Source organism: Kosakonia oryzae (genome assembly GCF_001658025.2).
GTDB classification, from domain to species: domain Bacteria; phylum Pseudomonadota; class Gammaproteobacteria; order Enterobacterales; family Enterobacteriaceae; genus Kosakonia; species Kosakonia oryzae.
This window is the reverse complement of the sequence record NZ_CP014007.2, coordinates 4,781,636-4,798,929: the sequence shown is the minus strand read 5'-3', so window position 1 is coordinate 4,798,929 and position 17,294 is coordinate 4,781,636. Positions and strand designations below refer to the sequence as shown.

The window sequence follows — 17,294 nt, the reverse complement described above, 5'->3', positions numbered from 1 at the left end:
TGGTTAGTCGCCGAGTGTCGCCACCATAACCGCTTTGATGGTGTGCATCCGGTTTTCAGCTTCGTCAAAGACGATGGAGTTCGGCGATTCGAAAACCTCTTCCGTGACTTCCAGCCCTTTCAGGCCGTAAGCCATTTCGATCTCGCCGCCCACTTTGGTGTGCTCGTTATGGAATGCGGGCAGACAGTGCATAAATTTCACCTGTGGATTGCCGGTGGCTTTTACCACCGCGCTATTGACCTGATAGGGTTTCATCAGGCTGACGCGCTCGGACCAGGCCTCTTTCGGTTCGCCCATCGACACCCACACATCGGTGTAGAGGAAATCCACGCCCTGCACGCCTTCTTCCACCTCTTCGGTGAGCATGATGCGCGCGCCGGTTTCACGGGCGATGGCCTGGCATTGCGCAACCAGTGCGGCTTCCGGCCAGAACGACCTCGGCGCGACCAGCCGGATATCCATGCCCATCTTGGCCGCGCCGACCATCAGCGAGTTACCCATGTTGTTGCGCGCATCGCCGAGGTAGGCAAAACGCAGTTCCGACAGGCGTTTGCCCGGTGCGTGTTCGAGCATGGTCATCAGATCGGCAAGGATCTGCGTCGGGTGAAACTCGTTGGTCAGCCCGTTCCATACGGGAACACCGGCATACAGACCCAGCTCTTCCACAATTTGCTGGCCATAACCGCGATATTCGATGCCGTCATACATGCGTCCCAGCACGCGGGCTGTGTCTTTCATCGACTCTTTATGACCGATCTGCGAACCGCTCGGCCCGAGATAGGTCACCTGCGCGCCCTGATCGAAAGCGCCTACTTCAAACGCGCAGCGGGTGCGGGTGGAGGTTTTTTCAAAAATCAGCGCGATGTTTTTGCCAACCAGCGTCTTTTTCTCACAGCCCGCTTTTTTGTCCGCTTTCAACTGGATAGCAAGATCGATCAGGTACTGGATTTCCGCCGGTGTGTAATCGAGCAGTTTGAGAAAGTTGCGATTTTTCAAATTGATACTCATGAGATCTTCCTTTTTTAAATCAGTGACGAATTAAGGTGCCTTTATCCCCGGCGAGAATGGCCGGGCCATCCACCAGTGCGCCAATACCCGCGATGCCGTTGCAGGCCTCGACAAACTGGCGGCAGGCGGCGACTTTCGGCCCCATCGAGCCCGCGTCGAACTGCATCCCTTGCAACATTTCCGGGGTTACCTGCGCCAGCGGGCGCTGCGTGGGTTTGCCCCAGTCGAGGTACACCGCGTCGGCATCGGTGAGGATCAGCAGAGCGTCCGCTTCGATTTGCCGTGCCAGCAGCGCCGCCGAGAGGTCTTTGTCGATCACCGCTTCAATGCCGTGGTAGCCGTTGGCGTTTTCCACTACCGGTACGCCGCCTCCGCCATTGCAAATGACCAGGTGATCGCGGTTTATCAGCGCACTGATGGCATCGCTCTCGACAATGCGTTTGGGCTGTGGGGAGGGAACCACGCGGCGGAAGTAGTGGCCATCTACCTTAAAGACCCAGCCTTTTTCCTGCTGCAGCGCATGGGCTTGCGCTTCGCTGTAAACCGGGCCGATGTATTTGGTGGGGTTGCTGAATGCCGGGTCGGCCGGGTCCACTTCCACCTGGGTGAGCAGTACGCTTACCTCGCGCTGCGGCAGGATGTTTTTCAGAGACTGTTGCAGCATGTAGCCGATCATCCCCTGGCTTTCGGCGCCAAGAATGTCGAGCGGGTAGGGCGTGACTTTGTCGTAAGCGCTGTTTTGCAGCGCCAACAGACCAACCTGCGGCCCGTTGCCGTGTACCAGCACCACGCGCCACTGCGCGGTCAGCCCGGCAATGGTGCGCGCGGCAAGATCAATGTTCTGGCGCTGAATGTTCGCTTCCAGCGGTTCACCGCGTTTCAGCAGTGCGTTGCCGCCGAGCGCGACAACCAGCGTAGGTTTTCTTTCCATGATGGCTCCTTTAAATCCCGTCGCGTTCTAGTGGGCAGCTCATGCAGCGTGCACCGCCGCGCCCGCGCCCCAGCTCATCGCCAGGAATGGGCAGCACGGTGATCCCGGCTTTGTCATACTTTTCGTTAGTCCAGATATTGCGTTCGTAACCGACTACCACGCCGGGGCGCAGCGTGAGGACGTTGTTGGCGTCATTCCACTGTTCGCGTTCGGCTTCGAAGGCATCGCCGCCGGTGGTGATGAGTCGCACCTGGTCAATGCCGAGCGCTTTCTCAATGGCGTGCAGCAGATCGTTCTCCTGCGTGCGTTGCAGGCCGCCGCGTCCGTCCGGGGTGAGCGTCCAGCAATGTGCGTCTTTGCGCACCACTTCGGGGTAGACGGAGAAGGTGTCGATATCGATATGCGTCATCACGGTATCGAGATGCATACAGGAGCGGTGTTTGGGGAGTTCGACGACGATAACCCGTTCTGCCTGGCGGTGTTTGAACAGGCTGTTGGCAAGAAACTCAACGCCCTGCGGCGTGGTGCGTTCAGACAAGCCAATTAATACCGCGCCGCGACCGATCACTAATACGTCGCCGCCTTCTAAAGTGGCATGGTCATAATTAATATTCTCGTCGCCAAAGTATTTAATAAATTCACCGTCAGCGAAGGCCGGATGCCAGCGATAAATAGCGCGCAGATTATTTGTTTCGCGCTGACGAGCCGGTTTGGCCATTGGGTTAATCGATACGCCGTTATAAATCCAGCAGGATGTATCGCGGGTAAATAAATGGTTAGGCAACGGCTTCATAATAAAATCATTCGCCGTGTGGATATCCACCACCATATTTTTAATAAATGCCGGGATTTCTCCGTAGGTTAATCCGCCGCTGAGCCGCCGCGCCAGCTCGCGATGCGGCATATCCGCCAGCCAGCTACGTACGTCTGCGGCGAAGGTAGGGCCAAGGCGATAATCGGAGATTTGCATGTCCAGCAGCCAGCTTTTCGCCTCAGCAATATCAAGTGTTTGGGTCAGAAGGTCGGTTAACAGCAGGACTTCCACACCCTGCTCGCGCAGCGTGTTTGCGAAGGCGTCGTGCTCTTCGCCGGCACGCTCGACCGATAACACATCATCAAATAAGAGTTCCTGGCAATTCGATGGTGTTAAACGTTTCAGACTTAAATTGGGGCGATGCAGCATAACGCTTCGTAATTGCCCTATTTCAGAACCGACGTAGTGCTTTTCCATAATTATTCCTTTAAGCGTTTTTTAAGAATAAAAAGGGGGTGCGCGATGAAATGTTTTTAATTTCGTCGCGGGTTAATGGTTGTTAATTTCACGACTCATAGTAGAAGCCGTATGAATTAATAATGTGATTGTGCGCACGTCGGATGGGATATTAAAGGGCTGTTGTTCGAATGCATGATTCGCGTCAGAGAATAGATAATTAGCCTTATTATAAAGATGAATGGCTACGCATTAACGGCTGATATTATTCATGGTTGTTATAATTTTGTTGATATGCATGGATTTCATTGATGTGTAACGCCTTGATTTTTATGCGCTAATCATGATGATTAGAATAAATATGCAAAATAGTGAATAAACCTGTTTCACAAGCGGGTGAAAAGGGAAATAACCAGTGAATTAGCACGCAAATAAATGAAGCGTCAAAGTGTGATTCAGGGAAGGGTTTTTAAATAATATTTTAAATATCAGTATCTAACAGATGAGGTGTTGTTCCCGCTGACCGGGTTTATGCACTATTACTGCATAAATCCCGCCTGAGGATTAACAGGCATATAACATATTTTCCGATAAACATGCGTTGTCACAAATCTCCCGTAAAAAGTGGTGGTATGGCAGGGTGAATTCTCGTATAAACATTTAAAAATGAAACGATGTTTTATATTGAGGGTTAGATCATGATCGTTGGTAATATTCACCATCTGCAATCCTGGCTGCCGCAGGAATTGCGCCAGGCTATTGAACACGTTAAACAGCATGTCACCGATGCGACGGCGATCGGCAAACACGATATCGACGGCAACCGCCTGTTTTATCTCATCTCTGAGGATACGACTCAGCCGCTCGCTGAGCGCCGCGCGGAGTATCACGCGCGCTATCTGGATATTCAGATCGTCCTGAAAGGCCAGGAAGGGATGACTTTCAGCACCTTGCCTGCGGGCGCACCGGATACGGACTGGCTGGCTGATAAAGACATTGCGTTTTTGCCGGAAGGCGGCGAGGAAAAAACCGTGGTGCTAAGCGAAGGGGACTTTGTTGTCTTCTGGCCAGGCGAAGTGCATAAACCGCTGTGCGCGGTGAACGCGCCTGCGAAAGTGCGTAAAGCGGTGGTGAAACTGCTGGTTGCCTGATAATGCCCCCTCACCCGCAGTGGGTGAGGGGTAAAACTTACTGGCTGAGCGTTGCCACCATCACGGCTTTGATGGTGTGCATCCGGTTTTCCGCCTGGTCGAATACCACGCTTGCTGGTGATTCAAACACTTCATCGGTGACTTCCATACCGCCGTGCAGGCCAAACTCTTCCGCCATTTTCTTGCCGAGCGTGGTTTGATCGTCATGGAAGGCCGGCAGACAGTGCAGGAATTTCACCTGCGGGTTGCCGGTCAGCGACAGCATCATGCTGTTCACCTGGTAAGGGCGCAGCAGCGCGATGCGTTCAGCCCATTTCTCTTTGGCTTCGCCCATCGACACCCAGACATCGGTATAGATGAAATCTGCGCCCTTCACGCCAGTGGCGATATCTTCTGTCAGCAGAATATTGCCGCCGTTTTTCACTGCCAGCGCGGTGCACTCCGCCACCAGGCTGGCATCCGGCCAGCAGGCTTTCGGCGCAACAAGACGCAGATCCAGGCCGACCAGTGCCGCCGCTTCCAGCATGGAGTTGCCCATGTTGTTGCGCGCATCGCCGGCATAGACCAGCGTCATCTGGTTGAACGGTTTGCCCGGCAGGTGCTCGCGCATGGTCAGCAGATCCGCCAGCAATTGCGTCGGGTGGAACTCATTGGTTAAACCGTTCCACACCGGTACGCCTGCATATTGCGCCAGCGTTTCGACAATCTCCTGGCCGTAGCCGCGATATTGAATGCCGTCGTACATACGGCCCAGCACGCGCGCGGTATCTTTAATCGATTCTTTATGGCCGATCTGGCTGCCGCTTGGCGCAAGATAAGTAACGCGGGCCCCCTGATCGTATGCGGCAACTTCGAAAGAGCATCGGGTGCGGGTAGAGTCTTTTTCGAAGATGAGCGCGATGTTTTTGCCGGTAAGTTTCTGCACTTCCTGGCCTTTTTTCTTATCAGCTTTTAATTGCGAGGCGAGTTGCAGCAGGGCGTTGATTTCCGCAGGTGTAAAATCGAGCAGTTTCAAAAAATGTTTCTGGTAAAACGCAGACATGTTTTCCTCACATGGCTAAGGCCACTTGTTGAATTAAAATTCAATTTATATGTATGAATATGCATTTGCAACCCCGGCGGATAAATCTTTTCGGCGAGGAGTGGAGGCAATGGCAGCGGTGTGTGACAATAAGTGTATCTGCCACATTATGAGGAACGAACCATGGCGAACCCGGAGCACCTGGAAGAGCAGCGCGAAGAGACGCGTTTGATTATTGAAGAATTGCTGGAAGACGGCAGCGATCCTGACGCGCTGTACACCATTGAGCATCATCTGTCGGCAGATGATTTTGAGACGCTGGAAAAAGCCGCCGTTGAAGCGTTCAAGCTGGGTTACGAAGTGACCGAGCCGGAAGAGCTGGAGCTGGATGAAGGCGAAGTGGTGATTTGCTGCGACGTTCTGAGCGAATGTGCGCTGAACGCCGAGCTTATCGACACGCAAGTTGAACAGCTGATCAACCTGGCGGAAAAAATCGGCGTTGAGTACGACGGTTGGGGGACTTACTACGAAGATCCTGACGGTGAAGAAGGCGAAGACGGCGAAGAAGGTGATGACGATTACGTCGATGAAGAAGACAACGGCGTGCGCCACTGAGTGACCGTTGCGGCAGCGCTTGCTGCCGCAAAGCAAGGAACTGCCATGGATTACCCGCAAATACTCGCCCCGGTTTTAGATTTTCTCCACTGCCCGACACCCAACGCCTGGATAGAAAAAGCCCGCGACCCGGCTATGCTGCCGCTGCTGCTGACCGACCATATGATCTGCGAACTGAAAGCAGCGCAAACCGCCATGCTGCTGGTACGCAAATATGTGGCGGATAAAGCCGGTTCGGATGCGCTACTGGAGTGGCTGAAACCCTACGAAGCCTTCGCCTTCCGCGAAGGGCCGGAACCGGATTTTATAGCCCTGCATAAACAGATCGGCAAAAGCGTCATGCCGCAGACCGACGATGCCTGGGGACGCCAGCTTATCGACAGCATGGTACTGCTGATTAAAGAAGAACTGCACCATTTCTGGCAGGTGCGGGAAGCGATGAACGCCCGTAATATTCCCTACGTCAAAATCACCGCCAGCCGTTATGCCAAAGGCATGCTGAAAGAAGTTCGCACTCATGAGCCGCTCACTTTGGTCGATAAACTCATTTGCGGCGCTTACATTGAAGCCCGCTCCTGCGAACGCTTTGCTGCGCTGGCGCCGTGGTTGGAGGCAGATTTGCAGAGCTTTTATTTGTCGCTGCTGCGTTCAGAGGCGCGTCACTATCAGGATTATCTGGCGCTGGCACAACAGATTTCCACTGTCGATATCAGTCCGCGCGTGCGCCATTTTGGCGAAGTGGAAGCGGCGCTGATCTCAACACCGGATACGGAGTTCCGTTTTCACAGCGGCGTGCCGGTGTAATCCAACGTTAAGGGAACAAAGGATGAACTGGACGCACGTAGTGATGGCGGGCTATGCCGGTGCGGCGATAACCATTGTCACCGGGCTGATGCGAAAAAAAGGGTGGCTAAGTAAGGGCAGCGCGGCAGTACTGGTGGCGGTATTTATCGCCCTGTGGAATTTTATCGACATCCGCTATTTGCAGGCACAAAAAAATGCGCAAACCGCCGAGGCGCGGTTTGATGCGATGGTGCAGCAAGTTCCCACCTGGCAATTAATGGCCGAACACGAACCAAAGCTGTTTAGCGAGCTGCGTAATCAGGTGGTGGTGCTGATGAAAGCCGGTGCCAATGAGCAAAAAATCATCGATACCATCCAGCCCCGGTTTAGCGCTTTGCAAATGCAGCGTATGCCGCTGGCGTCGGATCAACTGGTGGTCGCGGAAACGCGTGTGTTGATCGATCAAACGGTAGAAATGCAAAAAATCAGCGATGATGCCTGCTTCCGTTTCCATTATCCGGAGGTGAAAGGCGGCGTTAACCCGATGGCGCTTAACTCGCGCGCGACGCTGCAACGCCGTCTGGACACCGATTACGCCATGCTACAGGCGACCTACGGGCCGGATAAGCACACCATTACGCCACAAGAGGAGAAGCAGGCGCAGGCGGATCTCGAACCGATTGTGCGCCAGCTCTACAGCAAATATGGGCAGGATGTGCAATTGCTCAGCCATCCGGATCAGGCATCTGGCAAGGAGAAAGTGGTTTGCGACATGATGCTGGAGATTTTGCACGGGGTGCAGGCGCTGCCGCAGGAACGGGCAGCCGGTCTGTATCGTTCATTAATGCTTAAAGCGAGCCGCTCATAATCAGCATACGGAGCGGGTGCGCTACCCGCTCGTTTACCGTTACAGCGTTTTCAGCATGCGCACTTCACAGTCAACATGACCGGTACAGCCCAGCGGCCCATCGATATGTTCGAACCCCAGATGTTCATACAGGCCGATGGCGTCGGTTAAAAACGCGGTCGTTTCCAGGTAACAGCGGGTAAAGCCCTGCGTACGGGCGTGATCCATCGCCATCAGCGCCAGCTTTTTCGCCAGCCCCTGACCGCGTGCAGCGGGAAGAAAATACATCTTTTGCAGTTCGCAAATATCCGGCTCGCTACATTTTAGCGGCGCCACGCCGCCTCCGCCCACGACCTCGCCATTCAGTTCGACGACCCAATAGGCGCAACCCGGCTTACTGTAAAGCTGGTACAGCTCATCCAGTTCAGGGTCGGCAACGGTGTAGCCTTTATCGGCGGTGAGGCCATATTCCGCCGATACCTGGCGGATCACAGATGCGATTGCGGCATTGTCTGTTGCAGCAATCCGGCGCATTTTTACCTCTACCGGAGCGGTGACATTCATCTCTGATCTCTGTTAGGTTACTTTTCACGTGATCACGCTTAATACCACTCCCACGGCAATCTGGCAAGACCAGGAATATTGGTCGCTATTTTTTTATCCATCCGCTATTTAAACTTGAGGCTGGAAATAACTATTCCGTAACATTTTTGCGCCTTATTAGGCGGTGCTTTTCTTTTTTGCGATAAGGATTGTTATGACTTTCGATACTCAGGATTCCGCGACAACGCCGGTACGCCATTTCCTTTTTCAGGGAAGTGGTAGAGGCTATTTCCTGATCTGGCTGATTAATATTCTGCTAACCATGATAACGCTGGGGTTATATTTGCCATGGGCGTTAGTCCGCGCCCGCCGTTATTTCTACGCCAATACTGAACTGGATGGTGCGCGTTTTTCTTACCACGCGACCGGGCGTTCGGTATTTGTTGGCTGGCTGTGCATGCTGGTGCTGTATGCGGTTTTCATCATTAACATGGTGCATGGCAATATTGTTCTGCAACTGTGCATGATGGCGTTATTCCTGATCTTTTTCCCGTGGCTGATTACTCAGGGCTTGCGTTATCAATTTCTGATGACGGAAATTAACGGCGTCCGCTTTAGTTTTTACGCCAGCCCGCTGCGTGCGTGGTGGGTGATGATGGGCTGCCCGCTGCTGATCGTGGCTGCTGCCATTATTGTGTTTTCATTCTTTACCACCTCGGCGCTGAGCAGCGGTTCGTATACCGCTATTTTCACCATGATTGGCGCTGGTACCCTGGTATTATTGCTGGGCGTGGCGATAATGCAGGGCGTATATACTGCCCAGTGGTTTGGTATGCTGGTGAATAATCTGCAATACGGTAAGCTGAAATTCTCCGGCGAATTCGCAGTGAAAAAGTGCGTCACCATTATTGTGCTGTCGATGCTGCTGTTTGTACCGTTTATTGCCATCGCGCTTTATGTCACTATCCCGGCTTTCTTTATGCTCTCACAATATGCTTATGCGGTGGGCGACAATCCGGAGCAACTGGCGATGCTGATGGGGCCGTTTTATGGCAAATTGATCTTCAGCTACCTGGTTTATATCGTCGGCGCGATCATTTGTTATATTTTCGCCTTTGTGAAGCTGCGTAATTACCTTTATAGCCAGTTGGCGCTGGAAGGGAATATTCGTTTCTCTTCCACGGTTACGCTGGGGCGCGTGTTCTGGATCTCCGTTACTAATTTGCTGGTGTGTTCGGTAACGCTGTTCCTGGCGTGGCCATGGGCGAAGGTGCGTTTTACCCGCTATCTGCTGGAAAACACGCACTTGCACGGCGATCTGTCGTCATTACCGCTGGAGAACCACGATCAACACCCGGCGAAGGATCCGGCCAGCCTACTGGCGCGCGGTCTGTCGTTCTACCCGGCGCTGTTCTGAGTTTATTGTGCCGGATGGCGGCTACGCCTTATCCGGCCTACAGGCAGCGTTGTGTTGGCTGAAACGTCGATTATCGGGATAAAAAAAGCCGGGCATCGTAGCCCGGCTTTTTCATGCCTGAAGAGGATTACAGCGCAGCGATGACCGCCTGCTGTTCAATCAGCTTCGCTTTTGCCTGAGCGTAACCGTCCAGTTTTTCACGCTCTTTCGCAATTACCGCTTCCGGTGCGCGCGCGACAAAACCTTCGTTGCCCAGCTTGCTTTCGATACGGCCAATTTCCTGTTCGACCTTCGCCACTTCTTTCGCCAGACGCGCCAGCTCGGCTTCTTTGTCGATCAGACCCGCCATCGGGATCAGCAGCTCTGCGCCATCGATAATTTTAGTGACCGACACAGGCCCCTTATCATCTGCTGGCAGCACGGTGATGCTTTCCAGACGCGCCAGCGTTTGCAGGAAGTTGCGGTTATCGTTCACGCGACGTATCGCCTCTTCGCTGCAACCGCGCAGCAGCAGATCCAGCGGTTTGCCCGGCGCGATATTCATCTCAGCACGGATATTACGTACCGCGATGATCGCCTGTTTCAGCCACTCGGTATCCGCCAGCGCTTTTTCGTCAACCTGCGACGCATCGTACTGCGGGAACGGCTGCAGCATGATGGTGTCAGCGGTAATGCCTTTCAGCACTTTCACGCGCTGCCAGATGGTTTCAGTGATAAACGGAATGATCGGATGCGCGAGGCGCAGCAAACCTTCCAGCACTGTTACCAGCGTATTGCGGGTGCCGCGCAGTTCAGTTTCTGACCCACCGTTCATGACCGGTTTGGCCAGCTCCAGATACCAGTCGCAGAACTGGTTCCAGGTGAATTCGTACAGAATCCCTGCGGCAATATCGAAGCGGAAGTTGTCCAGTGCTTCGCGGTACGCTTTGATGGTCTGGTTGAATTCAGCGAGGATCCAGCGATCGGCCAGCGACAGCACCATTTCACCGCCATTAAAGCCGCAATCCTGATCTTCGGTGTTCATCAGCACAAAGCGGCTGGCGTTCCACAGCTTGTTACAGAAGTTACGGTAACCTTCCAGACGCTTCATATCCCAGTTGATATCGCGACCAGTGGAAGCCAGCGCCGCCAGCGTGAAGCGCAGGGCGTCGGTGCCGTGCGGTTCAATACCATCCGGGAACTGTTTCTCGGTGCGCTTACGGATTTTCTCCGCCAGCTGCGGCTGCATCATGTTGCCGGTACGTTTCTCCAGCAGATCCGCCAGCGAAATACCGTCAACCATATCCAGCGGGTCAATCACGTTACCTTTCGATTTGGACATCTTCTGCCCTTCGTCATCGCGGATAAGACCGGTCATGTAGACGGTCTTGAACGGCACCTGAGGCTTGCCGTTTTCATCTTTGATGAAGTGCATGGTCATCATGATCATGCGCGCGATCCAGAAGAAGATGATGTCGAAGCCGGAGACCATCACGCTGGTCGGATGGAACTGACGCAGCGCATCGGTGTTTTCCGGCCAGCCGAGCGTAGAGAAGGTCCACAGCGCGGAGGAGAACCAGGTATCCAGCACGTCATCGTCCTGACGCAGCGCGATATCGGCGGCCAGGTTATTTTCCTGACGCACTTCCTCTTCGCTGCGGCCAACGTAGACGTTGCCCTCGTTGTCATACCACGCCGGAATGCGGTGACCCCACCACAGCTGACGGGAGATACACCAGTCCTGAATATCGCGCATCCAGGAGAAGTACATGTTTTCGTACTGCTTCGGCACGAACTGGATGTCGCCGTTTTCCACCGCTTCAACCGCCGGTTTCGCCAGCACATCGGCACGCACGTACCACTGGTCGGTCAGCATCGGTTCGATAACCACGCCGCCGCGATCGCCGTACGGAACGGTCAGGTCGTGCGGTTTAATCTCTTCCAGCAGTCCCAGCGCGTCCACGGCGGCAACCATTGCTTTACGCGCGGCAAAACGCTCCAGCTTCTGGAATTCTGCCGGGATATCCGCCGGGTAAACGTCGGATTCGTTGCCGTTAGTATCATAAACCTGCGCGCTTTCACGGATATCGCCGTCAAAGGTCAGGATGTTGATCATCGGCAGCTTGTGGCGACGGCCTACTTCGTAGTCGTTAAAGTCGTGCGCCGGGGTGATTTTCACGCAGCCGGTGCCTTTTTCCATGTCGGCGTGTTCATCGCCAACGATCGGAATGCGACGGTTAACCAGCGGCAGCACCACGAACTTGCCAATCAGATCTTTGTAACGCGGATCTTCAGGGTTGACGGCCACACCGGTATCGCCCAGCAGGGTTTCCGGACGGGTGGTGGCAACCACCAGATAATCTTTACCGTCAGCGGTTTTTGCGCCATCGGCCAGCGGATAGCGGATATGCCACATTGAGCCTTTCGACTCGCGGTTTTCCACTTCGAGGTCGGAAATCGCGGTGCGCAGTTTCGGATCCCAGTTCACCAGGCGTTTGCCACGGTAAATCAGATCTTCTTTATACAGGCGGACAAACACCTCTTTGACCGCGTTGGAGAGGCCTTCATCCATGGTGAAGCGCTCGCGCTCCCAGTCCACGGAGTTGCCAAGACGACGCATCTGGTTGGTGATGGTGCCGCCGGATTCGGCTTTCCACTGCCAGATTTTGTCGATAAACGCGTCGCGACCGTAATCGTGGCGGGTTTTCCCTTCTTCTGCGGCAATTTTACGTTCAACCACCATCTGGGTTGCGATACCAGCATGGTCAGTACCCACCTGCCACAGGGTGTTTTTCCCCTGCATGCGCTGGTAGCGGATCATGGTGTCCATGATGGTCTGCTGGAAGGCGTGGCCCATATGCAAACTGCCGGTGACGTTCGGCGGCGGGATCATGATGCAGAAGCTTTCCTGGCTTTCATCACCGTTCGGTTTGAAATAGCCCTGCTTTTCCCACTGCTCGTACAGCGGCTGTTCGATATCTTTGGGGTTGTATGTCTTTTCCATTATTTCCAGGTTGCCGTGTTCAGGTTGAAACCGGCCACGCGGTAGGCTTTATAGCGTTCGCGCGCCAGTTGTTTCAGAGAGTCTTCGTAAGGGACGAAGTCTACCACTTCTGTGAAAGCGGTGGCAAAATCTGCAAATTCCGCGCGCAGGCTGATGAGAATATCGCGCGGGCTGCTGTTGCGCTTTTGCGGCCAGGCCAGCTCGACCGGCGCGCCGCCGCGCGGACCTTCGCCTGCCAGATTGTGCGGCACAAAACTCTCCGCCGGGCGCGCCCATAACGCTTCATCAAGCCGAATCGCCTGCTGCTCATCGGCACAGGCAATCAGCACGCGCTTGCCGTTACGCCAACGTTCTGCGGCAATTTCACACACCAGTTGCTCGACGGCGCTTAAGCCGTCAACGGCGTTATCATTGTCCAGAAGGTAAAAGGTCGCATTTTTCATATCTATACCCGTCGTCTTTCACGCTGCCTCTTTGTTGGCTGCGAATACTCGGCCCATCCCTGGGCCTCGCCCTCAAGGGGCCGCTGCAGGCAGCGTTCAAATCTGCTCCCGGCAGATTTGTTGCGCACCCCAGTCACATCGTTTTCTATGCTCCTGGGGATTTGCTCAGTTGCCGCCGCGATGCAACGCGAAATCCATAGGGTATAGAGTTCACATTGCGCGAGGTTCCAGGCCGGACAGGGCATAGCCGCCATCCGGCAATCATAGCCATCCGGCATTGACGACTTACTCTTCGCCGTTAAACCCGGCCCGGTTCAGCAGGAACTGCGACAGCATCGCCACCGGGCGACCGGTTGCGCCTTTGGCTTTGCCGGAGCGCCATGCGGTACCGGCGATATCCAGGTGCGCCCAGTTGTATTTACGGGCAAAGCGCGACAGGAAGCAACCCGCAGTGATCGCACCGCCAGGACGGCCGCCAATGTTCGCCATATCCGCAAAGTTGGATTCCAGTTGCTCCTGGTACTCATCGCCCAGCGGTAAGCGCCATGCGCGGTCACCAGCCTGCTCGGACGCGCCAATCAGTTCGTGCGCCAGCGGGTTGTGGTTCGACAGCAGACCGGTGATGTGATGGCCAAGGGCAATCACGCACGCGCCGGTCAGCGTTGCAACATCGATCACCGCTTCCGGCTCGAAGCGCTCAACGTAGGTCAGCACATCGCACAACACCAGACGGCCTTCGGCGTCGGTATTCAGCACTTCGACCGTCTGGCCGGACATGGTGGTCAGCACGTCCCCAGGGCGATACGCGCGCCCACCCGGCATGTTTTCACAGCCTGCCAGCACGCCAATCACGTTCAGCGGCAGTTGCAGTTCGGCCACCATGCGCATCACGCCGTACACTGCCGCCGCGCCGCACATGTCGTACTTCATCTCGTCCATGCCTTCGGCAGGTTTGATGGAGATACCGCCGGAGTCAAAGGTCAGGCCTTTACCGACCAGTACAATCGGGCGCGCGTCTTCCGACGGGTTGCCTTTGTACTCAATCACCGACATCAGCGACTCGTTCTGCGAGCCCTGGCCGACAGCCAGGTACGAGTGCATGCCCAGTTCGCGCATCTGCTGTTCGCCAATCACGCGGGTCAGGACGTTTTTGCTGTAGGTGTCCGCCAGCTGGCGCGCCTGCGAAGCGAGGTATGCGGCATTACAGATATTCGGCGGCATATTGCCGAGATCTTTGGCCGCTTTAATCCCCGCAGAGATTGCCAGACCGTGCTGGATAGCGCGTTCGCCGCTGGTCAACTCGCGACGTGTTGGCACGTTGAAGACCATTTTACGCAGCGGACGACGCGGTTCGATTTTGTTGGTTTTCAGTTGATCGAAGCTGTACAGGGTCTCTTTCGCTGTCTCAACGGCCTGGCGCACTTTCCAGTAGGTGTTGCGCCCTTTGACATGCAGTTCGGTCAGGAAGCAGACGGCTTCCATCGAGCCTGTATCATTCAGGGTGTTTATGGTTTTCTGAATGACCTGCTTGTACTGGCGCTCATCCAGTTCACGCTCTTTACCGCAGCCAATCAGCAAAATACGCTCGGAGAGGACATTCGGTACGTGGTGAAGCAGCAGGGTTTGTCCTGGCTTACCTTCCAGTTCTCCGCGACGGAGCAGCGCGCTGATGTAGCCATCGCTGATCTTATCGAGTTGCTCGGCGATCGGGGAGAGTCGGCGCGGTTCAAAGACACCCACAACGATGCAGGCACTACGCTGTTTCTCCGGGCTACCGCTTTTTACACTGAACTCCATGCACTACGCTCCTGAATCTTAAAGACAACGGCGGCGGCTACGGATAGAATTGCAAGCTTACGTAACGCATGTCCGCTGTTGCGATGACTTCGTGTTAATCTTAATGGTACTTCGGTTTCGGCACGTCAGAATCGGCTCTTACGCACCCATCCGCTGAGTATATTAATCTTAGCGATGATTTCGACGACTCAAGAGAATAAATGACGTTTAAGCCATGAAACAAGCGATTTTCCAGGAAAAAGACTGGTTTTTACGGGCGTATTTAAAGTGATAATCATAAGATATCTGGTGCGGGAGACGCTAAAAAGCCAGCTTGCGATCCTATTCATCCTGCTTCTGATTTTCTTCTGTCAGAAACTGGTGAGGATTTTAGGCGCAGCCGCTGATGGCGAAATCCCAACAAACCTCGTGCTCTCGCTGCTGGGGCTGGGCGTGCCAGAGATGGCGCAGCTTATCCTGCCATTGAGTCTGTTCCTTGGCCTGCTAATGACGCTGGGCAAACTCTATACCGAAAGTGAAATCACGGTGATGCACGCCTGCGGTCTGAGCCGCGCGGTGCTGATCAAAGCCGCCATGGTGCTGGCGCTGTTTACCGGCATTATCGCTGCGGTTAACGTCATGTGGGCTGGCCCCTGGTCATCCCGTCATCAGGATCAAGTGCTGGCGGATGCCAAAGCGAACCCCGGTATGGCGGCGCTGGCGCAGGGGCAGTTCCAGCAGGCGACAGACGGCAACTCGGTGCTGTTTATTGAAGGCGTCGAAGGCAGCCGTTTTCATAACGTATTCCTTGCGCAGATCCGCCCTAAAGGCAATGCGCGTCCGTCAGTGGTGGTGGCGGATTCCGGCCAGCTTTCCCAGCATAAAGATGGTTCCCAGGTGGTGACGCTCAACACCGGCACACGCTTTGAGGGCACCGCCATGCTGCGCGACTTCCGCATCACGGATTTCCAGAATTACCAGGCGATCATCGGCCACCAGACCGTTGCGCTCGATCCGAGCGATACCGAACAGATGGACATGCGTACGTTGTTCAATACGGACAACCCGCGCGCCAGCGCGGAGCTGCACTGGCGCTTAACGCTGGTCTTTACCGTGGTGATGATGGCGTTGATGGTCGTGCCGCTGAGCGTGGTTAACCCGCGTCAGGGGCGCGTGTTATCGATGCTGCCCGCGATGCTGCTGTATCTCGTGTTCTTTCTGTTGCAGACCACGCTTCGCTCAAACGGCGCGAAGGGTAAGCTGGATCCAATGATCTGGATGTGGGCGGTTAACCTGGCCTACCTGGCGCTGGCTGTGATGCTGAACCTGTGGGATACGGTGCCGATGCGCCGGGTTCGCGCCCGTTTTACGCGTAAAGGAGCGGTATAATGCAGGCTTTTGGCGTACTTGACCGCTATATCGGGAAAACCATCTTTTCCACCATCATGATGACGCTGTTCATGCTGGTGTCGCTCTCCGGCATTATCAAATTTGTCGATCAGCTGAAAAAAGCCGGGCAGGGGAGTTACGACGCGCTGGGCGCCGGGATGTACACCATTCTCAGCGTGCCGAAAGATATCCAGATCTTCTTCCCGATGGCCGCGCTGCTTGGCGCGCTGCTCGGTCTGGGCATGCTGGCGCAGCGCAGCGAGCTGGTGGTGATGCAGGCTTCCGGCTATACCCGCATGCAGGTGGCGCTGTCGGTGATGAAAACCGCTATTCCGCTGGTCCTGCTGACCATGGCGATTGGCGAATGGGTTGCGCCGCAGGGCGAGCAGATGGCGCGTAACCAGCGTGCGCAGTCGATGTACGGCGGCTCGCTGCTCTCGACGCAGGCCGGGTTGTGGGCGAAAGACGGCAACAACTTTATCTACATCGAACGTGTGAAAGGTGATGATGAGCTTGGCGGCGTCAGTATTTATGCCTTCAACGATCAGCGTCGTTTGCAATCGGTGCGCTATGCCGCGTCGGCTAAATTCGATGCGGAGAACAAAATCTGGCGGCTGTCGCAGGTGGATGAATCGAACCTGACCGATCCGAAGCAAGTGACCGGTTCGCAGACCGTCAGCGGGACCTGGAAAACCAACCTCACGCCGGACAAACTCGGCGTGGTGGCACTCGATCCCGATGCGCTCTCTATCAGCGGTCTGCACAACTATGTGAAGTACCTGAAGTCGAGCGGTCAGGATTCCGGTCGTTATCAGCTCAATATGTGGAGCAAAATCTTCCAGCCGCTGTCGGTGGCGGTCATGATGCTGATGGCGCTGTCGTTTATCTTTGGCCCGCTGCGTAGCGTGGCGATGGGCGTGCGCGTGGTGACCGGCATCAGCTTCGGTTTCGTTTTCTACGTGCTGGATCAGATTTTTGGCCCGCTGACGCTGGTATATGGCATCCCGCCAGTGGTTGGCGCGCTGCTGCCGAGCGCCTCGTTCTTCCTGATTAGCTTGTGGCTGATGATGCGCAAAAGCTAATACATATAATGTCCCGTATTGCATAAGAGAGGCTGCGGCCTCTCTTTTTTTTCGCCAAAGGCGCTGAGAGATTGCAGTGGCTTACCTGTCTTCGC

17 protein-coding genes are annotated in these 17,294 nt (G+C 54.9%); 8 read left to right on the top strand and 9 right to left on the bottom strand.

The features are described 5' to 3' along the window. Positions 1–3 precede the first annotated feature (3 nt). From argF (AWR26_RS22740) to arcA, 3 genes are read right to left on the bottom strand one after another with little or no spacing between them, the layout of a single operon-like run. Positions 4–1,008: an ornithine carbamoyltransferase gene (argF, locus tag AWR26_RS22740; RefSeq protein WP_064568644.1), complete on the bottom strand. Its 1,005-nt coding sequence runs from the start codon at positions 1,006–1,008 to the stop codon at positions 4–6. Positions 1,009–1,027: 19 nt separating this feature from the next. After that, complete coding sequence (gene arcC / locus AWR26_RS22735) at positions 1,028–1,939, bottom strand: carbamate kinase (protein ID WP_064568643.1); 912 nt, start codon at positions 1,937–1,939, stop codon at positions 1,028–1,030. 10 nt (positions 1,940–1,949) lie between these two features. Beyond that, on the bottom strand, positions 1,950–3,170 hold the full coding sequence (gene arcA / locus AWR26_RS22730) for an arginine deiminase (protein WP_064568642.1): 1,221 nt from the start codon (positions 3,168–3,170) through the stop codon (positions 1,950–1,952). 677 nt (positions 3,171–3,847) lie between these two features. Here arcA and AWR26_RS22725 point away from each other — a divergent pair. Continuing rightward, a complete protein-coding gene (locus AWR26_RS22725; RefSeq protein ID WP_064568641.1) occupies positions 3,848–4,300 on the top strand; it encodes a YhcH/YjgK/YiaL family protein in 453 nt (150 codons plus the stop codon). A 37-nt stretch (positions 4,301–4,337) separates the two neighbouring features. Here the strand turns inward: AWR26_RS22725 and argF (AWR26_RS22720) are convergent, their stop codons facing one another. Both argF (AWR26_RS22720) and argL read right to left on the bottom strand, forming a co-directional pair. Continuing rightward, positions 4,338–5,342 carry an ornithine carbamoyltransferase gene (argF, locus tag AWR26_RS22720; protein ID WP_043955358.1) on the bottom strand — a complete coding sequence of 335 codons (1,005 nt, stop codon included), beginning with the start codon at positions 5,340–5,342 and terminating at the stop codon, positions 4,338–4,340. After that, a complete protein-coding gene (gene argL / locus AWR26_RS25920) occupies positions 5,312–5,407 on the bottom strand; it encodes a putative translational regulatory protein ArgL (RefSeq protein WP_371813225.1) in 96 nt (31 codons plus the stop codon). Before argL ends, argF (AWR26_RS22720) begins: the two co-directional genes overlap by 31 nt. Before the next feature lie 97 nt (positions 5,408–5,504). Here argL and rraB point away from each other — a divergent pair, with 97 nt between their 5' ends. The 3 genes from rraB to AWR26_RS22705 are packed head-to-tail and all read left to right on the top strand — an operon-like array spanning position 5,505 to position 7,587. Next, entirely contained in the window at positions 5,505–5,936 is a 432-nt protein-coding gene (rraB, locus tag AWR26_RS22715; protein WP_043955357.1) for a ribonuclease E inhibitor RraB, read from the top strand. A 45-nt stretch (positions 5,937–5,981) separates the two neighbouring features. Further along, positions 5,982–6,740 (top strand): tRNA isopentenyl-2-thiomethyl-A-37 hydroxylase MiaE, encoded by a 759-nt coding sequence (gene miaE / locus AWR26_RS22710; RefSeq protein ID WP_064568640.1) that lies wholly within the window; start codon positions 5,982–5,984, stop codon positions 6,738–6,740. A gap of 22 nt (positions 6,741–6,762) precedes the next feature. Further along, a complete protein-coding gene (locus tag AWR26_RS22705; RefSeq protein ID WP_064568639.1) occupies positions 6,763–7,587 on the top strand; it encodes a hypothetical protein in 825 nt (274 codons plus the stop codon). A gap of 39 nt (positions 7,588–7,626) precedes the next feature. Here AWR26_RS22705 and AWR26_RS22700 read toward each other — a convergent pair whose 3' ends face one another. Then, on the bottom strand, positions 7,627–8,130 hold the full coding sequence (locus AWR26_RS22700) for a GNAT family N-acetyltransferase (protein ID WP_064568638.1): 504 nt from the start codon (positions 8,128–8,130) through the stop codon (positions 7,627–7,629). A 193-nt stretch (positions 8,131–8,323) separates the two neighbouring features. On the opposite strand from AWR26_RS22700, the gene AWR26_RS22695 reads away from it, so the two are divergent. After that, on the top strand, positions 8,324–9,526 hold the full coding sequence (locus tag AWR26_RS22695) for a YjgN family protein (RefSeq protein ID WP_064568637.1): 1,203 nt from the start codon (positions 8,324–8,326) through the stop codon (positions 9,524–9,526). A gap of 127 nt (positions 9,527–9,653) precedes the next feature. On the opposite strand, the gene AWR26_RS22690 is transcribed toward AWR26_RS22695, so the two are convergent. The 3 genes from AWR26_RS22690 to pepA all read right to left on the bottom strand — a co-directional run bounded on the left by AWR26_RS22690 (position 9,654) and on the right by pepA (position 14,749). Further along, entirely contained in the window at positions 9,654–12,509 is a 2,856-nt protein-coding gene (locus AWR26_RS22690; protein WP_064568636.1) for a valine--tRNA ligase, read from the bottom strand. Beyond that, positions 12,509–12,952, bottom strand: coding sequence for a DNA polymerase III subunit chi (gene holC / locus AWR26_RS22685; protein ID WP_035887060.1), 444 nt, complete (start codon positions 12,950–12,952; stop codon positions 12,509–12,511). Before holC ends, AWR26_RS22690 begins: the two co-directional genes overlap by 1 nt. A 285-nt stretch (positions 12,953–13,237) precedes the next feature. Next, the gene (gene pepA / locus AWR26_RS22680) at positions 13,238–14,749 is read right to left on the bottom strand and encodes a leucyl aminopeptidase (protein ID WP_043955350.1); all 1,512 of its coding nucleotides are present in this window, start codon (positions 14,747–14,749) and stop codon (positions 13,238–13,240) included. Between the two features lie 153 nt (positions 14,750–14,902). On the opposite strand from pepA, the gene AWR26_RS25830 reads away from it, so the two are divergent. From AWR26_RS25830 to lptG, 3 genes are all read left to right on the top strand, one after another. After that, positions 14,903–14,953 carry a hypothetical protein gene (locus AWR26_RS25830; RefSeq protein ID WP_216637209.1) on the top strand — a complete coding sequence of 17 codons (51 nt, stop codon included), beginning with the start codon at positions 14,903–14,905 and terminating at the stop codon, positions 14,951–14,953. A gap of 63 nt (positions 14,954–15,016) precedes the next feature. Further along, the gene (gene lptF, locus AWR26_RS22675) at positions 15,017–16,117 is read left to right on the top strand and encodes an LPS export ABC transporter permease LptF (protein ID WP_064568634.1); all 1,101 of its coding nucleotides are present in this window, start codon (positions 15,017–15,019) and stop codon (positions 16,115–16,117) included. Then, positions 16,117–17,199: an LPS export ABC transporter permease LptG gene (lptG, locus tag AWR26_RS22670; RefSeq protein WP_064568633.1), complete on the top strand. Its 1,083-nt coding sequence runs from the start codon at positions 16,117–16,119 to the stop codon at positions 17,197–17,199. The genes lptF and lptG overlap by 1 nt, the downstream gene beginning before the upstream one ends. Positions 17,200–17,294 lie beyond the last annotated feature (95 nt).

What these genes read in the sequence shown, in the direction of transcription:
- argF (WP_064568644.1), bottom strand. Translation starts at nt 1,008, where the DNA reads ATGAGTATCAATTTGAAAAATCGCAACTTTCTCAAACTGCTCGATTAC.
- arcC (WP_064568643.1), bottom strand. Translation starts at nt 1,939, where the DNA reads ATGGAAAGAAAACCTACGCTGGTTGTCGCGCTCGGCGGCAACGCACTG.
- arcA (WP_064568642.1), bottom strand. Translation starts at nt 3,170, where the DNA reads ATGGAAAAGCACTACGTCGGTTCTGAAATAGGGCAATTACGAAGCGTT.
- AWR26_RS22725 (WP_064568641.1), top strand. Translation starts at nt 3,848, where the DNA reads ATGATCGTTGGTAATATTCACCATCTGCAATCCTGGCTGCCGCAGGAA.
- argF (WP_043955358.1), bottom strand. Translation starts at nt 5,342, where the DNA reads ATGTCTGCGTTTTACCAGAAACATTTTTTGAAACTGCTCGATTTTACA.
- argL (WP_371813225.1), bottom strand. Translation starts at nt 5,407, where the DNA reads ATGCATATTCATACATATAAATTGAATTTTAATTCAACAAGTGGCCTT.
- rraB (WP_043955357.1), top strand. Translation starts at nt 5,505, where the DNA reads ATGGCGAACCCGGAGCACCTGGAAGAGCAGCGCGAAGAGACGCGTTTG.
- miaE (WP_064568640.1), top strand. Translation starts at nt 5,982, where the DNA reads ATGGATTACCCGCAAATACTCGCCCCGGTTTTAGATTTTCTCCACTGC.
- AWR26_RS22705 (WP_064568639.1), top strand. Translation starts at nt 6,763, where the DNA reads ATGAACTGGACGCACGTAGTGATGGCGGGCTATGCCGGTGCGGCGATA.
- AWR26_RS22700 (WP_064568638.1), bottom strand. Translation starts at nt 8,130, where the DNA reads ATGAATGTCACCGCTCCGGTAGAGGTAAAAATGCGCCGGATTGCTGCA.
- AWR26_RS22695 (WP_064568637.1), top strand. Translation starts at nt 8,324, where the DNA reads ATGACTTTCGATACTCAGGATTCCGCGACAACGCCGGTACGCCATTTC.
- AWR26_RS22690 (WP_064568636.1), bottom strand. Translation starts at nt 12,509, where the DNA reads ATGGAAAAGACATACAACCCCAAAGATATCGAACAGCCGCTGTACGAG.
- holC (WP_035887060.1), bottom strand. Translation starts at nt 12,952, where the DNA reads ATGAAAAATGCGACCTTTTACCTTCTGGACAATGATAACGCCGTTGAC.
- pepA (WP_043955350.1), bottom strand. Translation starts at nt 14,749, where the DNA reads ATGGAGTTCAGTGTAAAAAGCGGTAGCCCGGAGAAACAGCGTAGTGCC.
- lptG (WP_064568633.1), top strand. Translation starts at nt 16,117, where the DNA reads ATGCAGGCTTTTGGCGTACTTGACCGCTATATCGGGAAAACCATCTTT.